The following is a 12,223-nucleotide window of genomic DNA, read 5'->3' as shown; positions in this document are numbered from 1 at the left end:
TCGGGGGAGCTTTTGGGCAATTTGCAGGATATTTTCCATCCGGCGGGGAAAGACTGAAAGAAAGAGCCGTCCATATCCCGCGGCCCTCCCCAAAGGGCGCGGACATCGATACCGCGAGGTGATCTTTTGTTCACAGGACTGATCCGCACTATCATCCTATACATCTTCATTATTATAGGAATCCGCCTGATGGGCAAGCGCCAGGTTGGGGAGCTGGAGCCCTCCGAGCTGGTCCTGTCCCTCATCATCGCCGACCTGGCTTCCGTCCCTATGCAGGATTACGGCATCCCTCTGCTCACCGGCATCCTCCCCATTTTGGCCCTATTGGCCATGACCATGATCCTGTCCGTCCTCACTATGAAAAGCGTCCGGTTCCGGGCCCTCATGTGCGGCCGACCCAGCATCGTCATCCGGGATGGGCTGGTAGACCAGCGGGAGATGGCCCGAAACCGGCTGACCATAGATGAGCTTTTGGAAGAGCTGCGGGCCAAGGGTTACACCGATCCGGCCACAGTGAAATACGCAATCCTGGAAACCAATGGACAGTTGTCCGTCCTGCCCTATGCCAACCAGAAGCCCCCCACCGCCCAGCAGCTGCAGGTGTCGGCGGAGGAATCGGGCCTGCCCCTGGTGGTAATCAGCGACGGCCGACTGCTGGAGCATAACCTGCGGGCTCTGGGCCGGGACCGGAAGTGGCTGGACCAGCGTCTGGAGGAGCGGGGCTGCTCCGGCCTTGAGGCCGTCTTTCTGCTGCTGGTGGATCAAACGGGCAGCATCTACCTGGCCCGGAAGGATATGAGCGTATAAGGAGGGATCGCCATGAAGCGTCTCTGGATCGCCGTCGCCCTGCTGGCGGCCATGTGCGGGGCAACCCTGGTCAACGCCTACTACTGCCAACAGCTGGCAGACAGCCTGTCCGGCCGGCTGAACCAGGCCCAGACTCTGGTGGAGCGGGAGCAGTGGGACCAGGCGGAGGAGCTGACCCGGCAGGTCTACCAGGACTGGCAGGACAGCCACTTTTATCTCCATGTGGTCATGCGCCACTCGGACACCGATCAGATTTTACGGACCTTTCAATCTGTCCTCCAATATCTGGAGCTCCAGGAGCTGGACCAGTATGCCGCGGCCAACGCCGACCTGGCGGCACAGATTCAGCTGTTGGCTGAGATGGAGCAGGCCAGCCTGGTCAATGTGCTGTGATTTGCTTTCAAAAATTCACAAATATATATAAAATTCACTTTTATATCAACGATTTTATGTTCGATATTTACAGTTTTATGTTAATATGGTAAAATTAAATTATTAAAAATAGTTATCAGCCCTATTATAGAAGAAAAGGGGCAGTGCTGTATGGAGACCCACAAAGCTGGGAGAAAACTTCTTCGCCCGGAGTATTTTCTTATGCTCGTCCAGCTCCTCGTCCTGGCATCGCAGCTCTTCTATTGGCTGTGCGGCGTCCGGCTCCGGCTGTTTAAGCCCGGCTGGGAGGGAGCCGCTGTTGTCATCTTCGTTTCGTACAGCATCCTGTGTGAAATCCTGAGTTACTCCACCATTTTTGTCCGGCGGGAGCATCTGATCACCGTTTCTCCCCCCTGGCGGAGAAACTGGAGGCGCTGGTTTTTCCTGCTGTTCACGCCCCATGTCCTGTACAGCCTCTGGTATGGGCTGTGGATGACCTTCTTCGGCCGCTTTCCTCCGGCTCTTATTCTGTCGGCTTTGATCCTTGTCTTTCTCTATCTCGCCTACCAGCGGCTTTCGGAGCACGCATAAAAACGAGGGACAGCAGCGCTGTCCCTCGTTTCTGCTTGTTCCGGTATCAAAGCCCCTGGGCGATCATGGCCTCCGATATCTTCTTGAACGCGGCGATGTCGTTGCCGGCGATCAGGTCATAGCCCAGCCCATACTCCTGGGCTGCGGCGGCAGAGGCGTCATAGATGCCGCTCATGATCTCTCGCAGCTTATTGTCCACCTCTTCCCGGTCCCAGTTGTACCGTATGGAGTTTTGGGCCATCTCCAGGGCGGACACGGCCACGCCCCCAGAGCCCGAGGCCTTGGCCCCGGCTGTCAAAATCTTGGGACTGAGCCGGAGGAGCTTCAGCGCCTCGGCGGTGGCGGGCATATTGGCCCCCTCTACATAAAAGCCCACGTCGTTGGCCAGGATGCGTACCGCATCCTCCACATCCAGCTCGTTCTGAGTCGCGCAGGGGATGACTATGTCTGTCTTTATCTCCCAGGGCTTTCTGCCTGGGAAAAACTCTACTCCGAACCGCTGGGCATAGGGCGCCACTTTGTCCCGGCCGCTGGCCCGGAGCTCCAGCAGGAAATCCAGCTTCTCCTGGGTACACACACCCTCCGGGTCGTAGATATAGCCGTCCGGGCCGGACAGGGTAACCACCTTAGCACCCAGTTGGGCCGCCTTACGGCAGACGCCCCAGGTCATGTTGCCAAAGCCGGAGGCCGCAATGGTCTTGCCCTCCAGGGTATCCCGCTGATGCTCCAGCATTCTGGCCAGAAAATAGATAGTGCCGGAACCGGCGGCCTCTTGGCGGACCTTACTGCCCCCGTAAGTCAGTCCCTTGCCGGTCAGGGCGCTGCTCTCCGCTTTTCCCATCAGGCGCTTATACTGGCCATAGAGGTAGCCGATCTCCCGGCTGCCCACTCCAATATCCCCGGCGGGCACGTCGGTGTCCGCGCCGATATAGCGGTACAGCGCATTCATGAAGGACTGGCAGAAACGCATGATCTCTCGGTCGCTCTTTCCCCTTGGGTCAAAGTCAGCGCCACCCGCGGCGCCGCCAATGGGCAATCCAGTAAGGGCGTTTTTATAGGTCTGCTCAAAGCCCAGGAATTTCACCACCGAGGAGGTCACCCCCGGATGGAAGCGCAGCCCGCCCTTATAAGGACCGATGGCGCTGCTGAACTGGGCGCGGTAGCCGTGGCTGGTGTGGGCCACACCCCTATCATCCACCCAGGGGACAAGAAAGGTAAACATCCGCTCCGGCTCCACCATCCTGGTGAGCAGGTCCAGCTTCTCATACCTGGGGTCGTCAAGGGCTGGATCGATCATCTCCAGCCAGGTCAAAACACACTGGAGGTACTCGGGCTCGTGGGCGTAGCGCCGCCGCAGCTGGGCGGCCACCCGGACAGCGTACTCATTCATCGTATTCCTCCTTTACACGATGCCGTAGGCCAGCATGGAGTCGGCCACCTTCAGGAAGCCCGCGATATTGGCCCCCGCCACCAGGTCACCTGCCATGCCGTACTGGGCGGCGGCATTGGAGGCGTTGCGGTACAGGTCATCCATAATGGTCTTGAGCCGCTGGTCCACCTCCTCAAAGGTCCAAGAGAAGCGCATGGAATTTTGGCTCATCTCTAGGGCGGACACGGCCACGCCGCCGGCGTTGGCCGCCTTAGCGGGGGCGAACAGCAGGCCGGAGCCCTGGATAACCTCCACCGCCTCAGGCGTACAGGGCATATTGGCCCCCTCCGCCACGGCGAAGCAGCCGTTGGCCACCAGTGCCTTGGCCGCCTCCCCGTTGAGCTCATTTTGGGTGGCGCAGGGCAGGGCAATGTGACAGGGGATCTGCCAAATGTTGGAGCAGCCCTCCTGATAGCGCGCGGAAGGCCGGCGCTGAACATACTCTCGGATCCGGGCGTGCTCCACCTCCTTGAGCTGCTTGACCAAGTCCAGGTCGATGCCCTCCGGATCATAAATATAGCCGTTGGAGTCGGACATGGCCACCACCTTGGCTCCCATCTGGCGGGCCTTTTTGCAGGCGTAGATAGCCACGTTGCCTGAACCGGAGATGACCACGGTGGACCCGTCAAAGGACCGCCCCGCCTCCCGCAGCATATTGTCGGCAAAATAGCACAGTCCATAGCCGGTGGCCTCCTTGCGGGCCAAGGAGCCGCCATAGGTCAACCCCTTGCCAGTAAGAACTCCGGTAAACTCATTGCGCAGCTTCTTATACTGTCCGAAGAGATAGCCGATCTCCCTGGCCCCTACACCGATATCTCCAGCCGGAACATCGGTGTCCGGCCCGATGTATTTGAACAGCTCATTCATGAAGGACTGGCAAAACCGCATGATCTCCAGGTCCGACTTGCCTTTTGGGTCAAAGTTGGCGCCGCCCTTGCCGCCACCGATGGGCAGTCCGGTCAGACTGTTTTTGAAGGTCTGTTCAAAGCCCAGGAACTTGATGATGCTCTCATTGACTGAGGGGTGGAACCGCAGCCCGCCCTTATAGGGGCCGATGGCACTGTTGAACTGGATGCGGTAACCCCGGTTTACATGGATTTTCCCCTGTTCATCCTCCCAGGGCACCCGGAAGGAGATGGTACGCTCCGGCTCCACCAGGCAGTCCATCACACCCTGGGAAATCAGCTCCGGCCGGGCGTTTACCACAGGTGCCAGAGAGGAGAGCACCTCCCGCACCGCCTGGTGAAACTCTGGCTGGGCCGGGTTATTGCTTACCACCCGCTCCATCAGACCATTCAAATACTCATTTCGGATGCCCATATCGTTACCTCCTAAAAATTTTTTGCAGAGCTCCGCTCCTCATGTCCCCCTTCTCTGCTCTTTGGCGCTTTAGTGTGATACCGTTATAGCACTTCTCTGTTTTGCAAGTCAATGATTGTTTTCTTGCATTTTTAATCTTTGTAGGATTATTCACATTTCATATGCATCTCTCAATATTTTTCGTTTATTTTTTAACTAACTTGAAAATTATCCTGCAAGATGGTTCCTTTTTAACAGAATCCCTTCATTTTTTATGTCCCAAAATTTTCATTTTTTCCTTTTTACATTCAAAAGAGCTCCCCTGTGTTTTTACACAGGGGAGCTCTTTTAACTTAATATCAGCCCGCTGTTGTCCAAACAGCAGCCTATTCCACTGTAACGCTCTTAGCCAAATTCCGGGGCTTATCGATGTCACAGCCCCGCATCAACGCCACATAGTACGCGAAAAGCTGGAGGGGCACCACGCCCAGAGAAGGCAGGAGCAGCTCATGGGTATCCGGGATGGTCATGACGCCGTCGGCGGTCTTTTCCATCTCCCCGCTGTGGCTCTCGGTGGTGAGGGCCAACACGTCGGCCCCACGGGCCTTTACCTCCACCACGTTGCTCATAGCCTTTTCAAAAAGCCTGTCGTATGTCCCCAGTGCCACCACCAGGGTCCCCTCCTCCACCAGGCTGATGGTACCGTGTTTCAGCTCACCGGAGGCGTAGGCCTCCGAGTGGATGTAGGAGATCTCCTTCAGCTTCAGCGACCCCTCCAGCCCTAGAGCATAGTCCAGGTTGCGGCCCATGAAGAAAATGGAGTTGTGGTTAAACCAGTGGGAGGCAAAGTACTGGATGCTGTCCCGTTCAGCCAGTACCCGCTCCATCTTGTCTGGCAGGCGGGTCATCTCATCCAAGATCGTGTGGTACTCCTCTGGGGCGACAGTGCCCAGCACTCTGGCAAACCACAGGGCCAGCAGGTCCAGCACCGCCAGTTGGGTGGAGTAACCCTTGGTGGTGGCCACGGCAATCTCCGGACCCGCCCAGGTGTACAGCACCTCGTCAGACTCTCGGGCGATGGAGCTGCCCACCACATTGACGATGGACAGAACCTTGGCCCCAAGCCGTTTGGCCTCCCGCAGGGCGGCCATGGTGTCCAGAGTCTCTCCCGACTGGCTGATGACTACCACCAGCGTACTCCCGTCTACGATGGGATCCATATACCGGAATTCAGAGGCCAGCGCCACCTCCACCGGCCTGCGGGTCAGCCGCTCCAGCACATATTTGCCCACCATGCCCACATGGTAGCTGGAGCCACAGGCCACAATGTACACCTTGCTCATCGCCCGGACATAGTCCTGACTGAGTCCAAAGTCCTCAAAGCAGACCTCTCCCTCCCGGATACGGGGCAGGATAGCCCGACGCAGAGCCTGGGGCTGCTCCATGATCTCCTTGAACATGAAGTGCTCATAACCGCCCTTCTCCGCCGCGTCGATCTCCCAGTCCACATAGGATATCTCTTTGTCCACAGGCTCCAACAGCCGGTCATAGCACTGGATGCCCTCCCGGGTCAGGACGGCCAGCTCTCCATCCTCCATATAGCCCACCCGCCGGGTATGCTTGATGATGGCCGTGACGTCGCTGGCCAGAAAATTGCATCCGTCTCCATACCCCAAGATCAGCGGGCTATCTTTTCGGACAGCGATGATCTGGTCCGGATAGTCGGCACACAGGATGCCAAGGGCATAGGCCCCTTGGATCCGGTGAAGCACCTGCCCCACCGCCTTCAGCAGATCCCCCTGATAGAAATACTCAATGAGCTGGGCCACCACCTCCGTATCCGTATCGGACAGGAAGGAAACGCCCTTACCCATCAAAAAGGACTTCAATTCCCCATAGTTTTCAATGATCCCGTTGTGGACCACGGCGATCTTGCCGCTTTGGCTCACCTGGGGATGGGAATTGACATCGCTGGGCGCCCCGTGGGTGGCCCAGCGGGTGTGACCGATGCCCACGGTGCCCTTGACCGCCGCCCCGTTCTGGAGCTGGTCGGCCAGCACCTTCAGCCGGCCCTTAGCCTTGTGGACAGAAAGGGTGTCCCGATCCTGGTCATAGACCGCCATCCCTGCCGAGTCATAGCCCCGGTACTCCAGTCGGGACAGTCCTTCCAGAAGAATGGGAGCCGCTTGCTCCTTGCCAATATAGCCTACAATTCCGCACATATTCTGTTTTCCTCCTGATTTCACACGTTTGATTTCTTCAAGAGGACAAACTCGCAGCCATTTGCCTCGTCCCCCGGTCACAGCCCCTCTGTTTTGCGGTCGCCCGCATATTTCTGACTGTGTCACGCACCCGGAGCCCGCACGGAGGGGCATCCGCCGAATCTTTCGATCATGGCCGGATATTGAAGGAAACAGTCCTTCCCAGCCATTTTCCCCTCTCCTCGTCGTCCCCCAGTTCAGCCGGGGGCACTGGCGCTTCTGATGGGCCCAAGCCCATAGTCCTCCTTTCTTTCTGCGACATTTGGTATATAAAAGCCTATTCAGCTCTCATATCAAGTCTTTGATTCCCTTGGAAATTGAATCGTCCCGTCCTCCTGGGTGATAGGCCGAACCGGACGGCAGGGATTGCCTGCCGCCAGCACATGGGGCGGGATGTTCCGGGTGACCACGCTTCCCGCGCCGATGACCGCCCCGTCCCCGATGGTCACTCCAGGCAGCACCGTCACTCCGCCGCCGAACCATACATCGCTGCCCACAGTGATGGGGGCGGCATACTCCCAGCCGGCCCGACGCCGCTCCGCGTCCATCGGGTGGCTGGCCGTGTAAAAGCCGCAGTTGGGGCCGATCATCACGTTGTCCCCAAAGGTGACAGGCATACAGTCCAAAATGACGCAATTATGGTTGACATAAAAATCATCTCCCACTCGGATGTTATACCCGTAGTCGCACCAGAAGACCGAATTTACCACAATATTTCCTCCGGTGTGTCCAAAGAGTTGGGAAAGTACCCGCTCTCTGGCCGGACCGTCCCCGCTGGGCAGGACGTTGAGCTTCTCACACAAAGCCTTGGCCCTGTCCCTTTCCCAGACCAGCTCCAGGTCTCCGGCGTTATACAGGGCGCCAGAGAGCATCTTCTCCTTTTCCGTCATGGTTCACCCTCCTTTCCAAGCTGTCCTCTGCATTATAGTACGCGGTCACCTGTCCCGTAAAGAAAAAATTGCCGTGGACAGGGAAACGCGCGCGGAAGATGACTCCCCCGCGTGCGTTCTCCCTCTGTGCGTTTACTTGTCCAGCATGGCTCGGATGCGGTCCACCGCTTCCTGGGTGGCGTCCGCGTCTCCGAAGGCGGTCAAACGGATATAGCCCTCGCCGCTGGGACCAAACCCGGCGCCTGGGGTAGTGGCCACATTGGCCCGGTCTAACACCAGGTCAAAGAAGTCCCAGGAGCCCATGCCATCCGGCGTCTTGAGCCAGATATAGGGGGCGTTGACTCCGCCAAAGCACTCCAGCCCGGCGGCGGACAGCCCCTCCCGGATGACCTTGGCGTTGTTCTGGTAATAGGCGATGGCGGCGCGGGTCTGCTCTCTGCCCTCTGGGGTATAGATGGCCGCGGCTCCCCGCTGAATCACATAGGGGACACCGTTGAACTTGGTGCACTGACGGCGGTTCCACAGGCTGTTCAGCTTGACACCCTGGCGCTCCAGTTCCATGGGCACCACGGTGTAGGCGCAGCGGTTGCCGGTAAAGCCGGCAGTCTTGGAGTAGGACCGGAACTCAATGGCACAGGTCCGGGCACCTTCGATCTCAAAGATGGTGTGGGGAATCTCCTCCTCGGTGATAAATGCCTCGTAAGCCGAGTCATAGAGGATGACAGATCCGTTTTTGTTGGCGTAGTCCACCCAGGCCTTCAACTGTTCCCGGCTGGCCACAGCGCCAGTGGGATTATTGGGGAAGCAGAGATAAATGATATCCGCTTTCTCCTTGGGGGGCTCCGGGGAAAAACCGTTGGACTCCACACAGGGCATGTAGACCAGCCGATCCCACTTGCCTAACTCCTCCTGATAGCTGCCGGCCCGGCCAGCCATGGCATTGGTGTCCACATAGACGGGGTAGACCGGGTCACAGACGGCCACAATGTTGTCTACTCCAAAGATGTCCCCGATGTTGCCGCAGTCACTCTTGGCACCGTCGGACACAAAGATCTCCTCCGGCTTGATATCCACCCCGCGGGCGGCATAATCATGCTGGGCGATGGCCTGCCGCAGGAAGTCATAGCCCTGCTCCGGACCATAGCCGTGGAACCCCGCAAAAGTCCCCATCTCCTCCACGGCCTTCTGCATGGCCTGGATGACCGCTGGGGCCAGCGGCCGGGTCACATCCCCGATAGACAGCTTGATGATCCTGGCCTCCGGGTGGGCGGCGGAATAGACAGAGATGCGCCGGGCTACCTCAGAAAACAGGTAGCTGCCGGGCAGCTTCTGATAGTTCTCATTGATCTTTACCATGGTACCAACTCCTTCGTATGGCAGTTTCTAAGGTCTTAATGGTTGATATTATCCCTGATGGACAGGGGGTTGTCAATGGAAAACTGAAATTTTCATCCCATCTCTATCTCTCCCTCGAACACCGTCCGGGCTGGGCCGGTCATAAAGATCCGTCCCTCCCTCCACTCCAATCCCAGCGTCCCTCCGGGCAGACGAGCCTCCGCCCGACTTCCGCACAATCCCTGCCGTCTGGCCGCCTCAAAAGCAGCGCAGGCCCCGGTGCCGCAGGCTAGGGTGATCCCGCTCCCTCGTTCCCACACCCGGACGTGGAGATCATGCCCATCCTGACAGGACACAAATTCCACATTGGACCGCTCCCGCAGATTGGGATGACATTCCAGCACCGGGCCCAGTTCTTCCAGCCTGACCCCCTCTGGGTCTGGGCAGAAAATGACGGCGTGAGGGTTCCCCACTCCAACCTGGTGGACCGTGTACTGCTCCCCCATCGCCTCCAGCTCCACCTCTGGATAGAGAATCGCCTGCCCCATGTCTACGGTGACCTGTTCCGCCTTCCCTCCCCGCACCGCCAGCTCTAGCCCACGGGGGCCGGCATCGGTGTCAATAGTCAGGCAGGTCTTCCGGGTCAGCTTCCTGTCATAGACGTACTTGCCCACACAGCGGATGCCGTTCCCACACATGGCCCCCCGAGAACCGTCGGCATTGTACATCTCCATGGTAAAATCTCCGGTCCGCCCTGGTTTGATACAAATCAGTCCGTCCGCGCCCACTCCGAAGTGCCGGTCAGACAACCGGACTGCCAGAGTCGGTAAATCCTCCGGCTCCCCTTCCATGCAGTTTACATAAATATAGTCGTTGCCCAGCCCCTCCATCTTTGTAAAACGCATATTCTCGCCCCTTTCTGGGGTGAAGGCGCGCAAGCGCCGCCACCCCGGTCCAGCCTATGCGTCCCCCTCTCCTCTCATGCCGCCCTCCGGGTGGCCCCCTTTGTGGATTTTCTCTACAACTTCTTTTGGCTCCGACGGGATATTTGCAAGATTTTTTCTTGCCATAGGGGGGAGAGATAGGCTATTATGGTAGTAATTTGAAAGGGGCTGATCAGCTTGAGCGACTGTATCACTGAAATTTTTGCTTCCAACGTATTCAGCAGAACCGTCATGCAGGAACGCCTGCCCAAAAAGGTATACGCCGAATTGGTAGATGTGATGGATAACGGCGGCAACATCTCCATGGCCACCGCTGACATCGTGGCCACTGCCATGAAGGACTGGGCCGTGGAAAAGGGCGCTACCCACTACGCCCACTGGTTCCAGCCCCTTACCGGCATCACCGCCGAGAAGCACGACTCCTTCCTCACGCCGCCGCAGGACAGCAGAACCCTGCTTCAGTTCACCGGCAAGCAGCTGATCATGGGAGAGCCAGACGCCTCCTCCTTCCCCTCCGGCGGCCTCCGGGCCACCCACTACGCCCGGGGCTACACGGCCTGGGACATGACCTCCCCCGCCTTTGTCAAGGAGATGTCCTGCGGCACCGTCCTGTGCATTCCCACCATCTTCGTGTCCTACACTGGCGATGCCTTGGATAAGAAGACCCCCCTCCTCCGGTCTATGGAGGCCATCAACACCCAGGCTCTGCGCATCCTGCGGCTGTTCGGCAACACCCAGGCAAAAAAAGTTACCCCCTCCGTAGGGGCCGAGCAGGAGTATTTCTTGGTAGACCGGGAGAAGTACCTCAAGCGCCGTGACTTGATCTATACCGGCAGAACACTCTTCGGGGCTCCGGCCCCCAAGGGGCAGGAGATGGACGACCAGTATTTCGGCGTGATCCGCCCACGGGTGGGCGAATTTATGGCTGACCTGAACCGGGAGCTGTGGAAATTGGGGATCCCCGCCACCACCCAGCACAACGAGGCTGCCCCCGCCCAGCATGAACTGGCCCCCATCTATACCACCTGTAACCTGGCCGTTGATCAGAACCAACTGACCATGGAGACCATGAAGCGGGTGGCCACCCGCCACGGCCTGGTCTGCCTGCTCCACGAAAAGCCCTTCGTGGGGGTCAACGGCTCTGGCAAGCACAACAACTGGTCCATCTCCACCGATCAGGGGGAGAACCTGCTGGCTCCAGGCGACACGCCCAACGAAAACCTCCAGTTCCTGTTGGTGCTGGCCTGTATCATGAAGGCGGTGGACGACCACGCCGACCTGCTGCGCTGCTCCGCCTCCTGCGTGGGTAACGAGAGCCGTCTGGGCGCTCAGGAAGCCCCGCCCGCCATCATCTCTATCTTCCTGGGGGACCAGTTGGACGACGTGGTGGCACAGATCGTGTCCAACTCTGAATCCATCAAGCTGCTGGCCAGCGGCAAGCTGGACTCCGGCGTATCCACTATCCCTGTCCTGGACAAGGACGGCACCGACCGGAACCGCACCTCCCCCTTCGCCTTCACTGGCAACAAGTTTGAGTTCCGCATGGTGGGCTCCTCCGACTCCATCGCTGAGGCCAATGTGGCCCTGAACGCCATCGTGGCCGAGGCTTTCTGCCAGGCTGCCGATATCCTGGAGGGGGCCGAGGACTTTCACGGGGCATGCTCCAGGCTGATCCACGACTGGATGAGCCAGCACCAGCGCATCATCTTCAACGACGACGGCTATTCTGATGAGTGGGTGGCCGAGGCTGTCCGCCGGGGCCTGCCCAACCTCCCCTCTATGGTGGACGCCATCCCCGCCCTCACCACCCCCAAGGCCGAGGAGCTGTACTCCAAGTTCGGCATCTACACCAAGACCGAGCTGGAGGCCCGGGCGGAGATCATGTACGAAACCTATGTGAAGATGATCAAGATCGAAGCCAACACCATGATCCATATGGCCTCCAAGCACTACATCCCCACCGCTATCGCCTATACCACCCGGCTGGGCCAGTCCATAACCGCTGTGGCCTCCGGCTGTCCCCAGGCCGACCTCACCGTCCAGCGCAAGCTGCTCATCCAAGTCAGCTCCTATCTGGCCGACGCCTCCGCCGCCCTGGACCAGCTCAAACCTCTGATGGACCGTGTGGACGCCATCCAGGACATCAAGGAGATGGCCCACGCCTATCACGACGCTGTGGTGCCCGCTATGGCCGCCCTCCGACACCCGGTGGATGAACTGGAGCTTCTGGTGGATAAGGACCTGTGGCCTGTCCCCACCTACGGTGACCTCCTTTTCGAAGTATGATCTTGTCCG

Annotated in this window: 10 protein-coding genes; 4 read left to right on the top strand and 6 right to left on the bottom strand. The window is 58.7% G+C overall.

Going from position 1 to position 12,223, the window contains the following annotated elements; genetic code table 11:
- Window positions 1–126 precede the first annotated feature (126 nt).
- The 3 genes from H8S11_RS01740 (at window position 127) to H8S11_RS01730 (ending at window position 1,770) form a co-directional block, all read left to right on the top strand.
- Window positions 127–807 (top strand): DUF421 domain-containing protein, encoded by a 681-nt coding sequence (locus tag H8S11_RS01740; RefSeq protein ID WP_240288094.1) that lies wholly within the window; start codon window positions 127–129, stop codon window positions 805–807.
- Between the two features lie 12 nt (window positions 808–819).
- On the top strand, window positions 820–1,200 hold the full coding sequence (locus H8S11_RS01735) for a DUF4363 family protein (protein WP_147571427.1): 381 nt from the start codon (window positions 820–822) through the stop codon (window positions 1,198–1,200).
- 150 nt (window positions 1,201–1,350) lie between these two features.
- Window positions 1,351–1,770, top strand: coding sequence for a hypothetical protein (locus H8S11_RS01730; protein WP_186851964.1), 420 nt, complete (start codon window positions 1,351–1,353; stop codon window positions 1,768–1,770).
- Window positions 1,771–1,816: 46 nt separating this feature from the next.
- On the opposite strand, the gene gdhA (H8S11_RS01725) is transcribed toward H8S11_RS01730, so the two are convergent.
- The 6 genes from gdhA (H8S11_RS01725) to dapF all read right to left on the bottom strand — a co-directional run bounded on the left by gdhA (H8S11_RS01725) (window position 1,817) and on the right by dapF (window position 9,889).
- Complete coding sequence (gene gdhA / locus H8S11_RS01725) at window positions 1,817–3,160, bottom strand: NADP-specific glutamate dehydrogenase (RefSeq protein WP_186851963.1); 1,344 nt, start codon at window positions 3,158–3,160, stop codon at window positions 1,817–1,819.
- A gap of 12 nt (window positions 3,161–3,172) precedes the next feature.
- Entirely contained in the window at window positions 3,173–4,519 is a 1,347-nt protein-coding gene (gdhA, locus tag H8S11_RS01720) for an NADP-specific glutamate dehydrogenase (protein ID WP_186851962.1), read from the bottom strand.
- 365 nt (window positions 4,520–4,884) lie between these two features.
- Complete coding sequence (glmS, locus tag H8S11_RS01715) at window positions 4,885–6,720, bottom strand: glutamine--fructose-6-phosphate transaminase (isomerizing) (protein WP_147571429.1); 1,836 nt, start codon at window positions 6,718–6,720, stop codon at window positions 4,885–4,887.
- Between the two features lie 332 nt (window positions 6,721–7,052).
- On the bottom strand, window positions 7,053–7,649 hold the full coding sequence (locus tag H8S11_RS01710; protein ID WP_186851961.1) for a sugar O-acetyltransferase: 597 nt from the start codon (window positions 7,647–7,649) through the stop codon (window positions 7,053–7,055).
- A 132-nt stretch (window positions 7,650–7,781) separates the two neighbouring features.
- A complete protein-coding gene (locus H8S11_RS01705; RefSeq protein ID WP_147571431.1) occupies window positions 7,782–9,005 on the bottom strand; it encodes an LL-diaminopimelate aminotransferase in 1,224 nt (407 codons plus the stop codon).
- A 92-nt stretch (window positions 9,006–9,097) separates the two neighbouring features.
- Window positions 9,098–9,889, bottom strand: a complete 792-nt coding sequence (dapF, locus tag H8S11_RS01700; protein ID WP_186851960.1) for a diaminopimelate epimerase — start codon at window positions 9,887–9,889, stop codon at window positions 9,098–9,100.
- Window positions 9,890–10,099: 210 nt separating this feature from the next.
- Here dapF and H8S11_RS01695 point away from each other — a divergent pair, with 210 nt between their 5' ends.
- A complete protein-coding gene (locus tag H8S11_RS01695; RefSeq protein WP_436233171.1) occupies window positions 10,100–12,214 on the top strand; it encodes a glutamine synthetase III family protein in 2,115 nt (704 codons plus the stop codon).
- Window positions 12,215–12,223: the final 9 nt, after the last annotated feature.

Source organism: Flintibacter hominis (assembly GCF_014287965.1).
Classification (GTDB): domain Bacteria; phylum Bacillota; class Clostridia; order Oscillospirales; family Oscillospiraceae; genus Lawsonibacter; species Lawsonibacter aceti.
The sequence above is the reverse complement of the archived record's forward strand: the minus strand, read 5'-3'. Positions and strand labels throughout refer to the sequence as shown.

Coding starts and splice junctions, on each gene's coding strand:
- H8S11_RS01735 (WP_147571427.1), top strand. CDS start 820: ATGAAGCGTCTCTGGATCGCCGTCGCCCTGCTGGCGGCCATGTGCGGG.
- H8S11_RS01730 (WP_186851964.1), top strand. CDS start 1,351: ATGGAGACCCACAAAGCTGGGAGAAAACTTCTTCGCCCGGAGTATTTT.
- gdhA (WP_186851963.1), bottom strand. CDS start 3,160: ATGAATGAGTACGCTGTCCGGGTGGCCGCCCAGCTGCGGCGGCGCTAC.
- gdhA (WP_186851962.1), bottom strand. CDS start 4,519: ATGGGCATCCGAAATGAGTATTTGAATGGTCTGATGGAGCGGGTGGTA.
- glmS (WP_147571429.1), bottom strand. CDS start 6,720: ATGTGCGGAATTGTAGGCTATATTGGCAAGGAGCAAGCGGCTCCCATT.
- H8S11_RS01710 (WP_186851961.1), bottom strand. CDS start 7,649: ATGACGGAAAAGGAGAAGATGCTCTCTGGCGCCCTGTATAACGCCGGA.
- H8S11_RS01705 (WP_147571431.1), bottom strand. CDS start 9,005: ATGGTAAAGATCAATGAGAACTATCAGAAGCTGCCCGGCAGCTACCTG.
- dapF (WP_186851960.1), bottom strand. CDS start 9,889: ATGCGTTTTACAAAGATGGAGGGGCTGGGCAACGACTATATTTATGTA.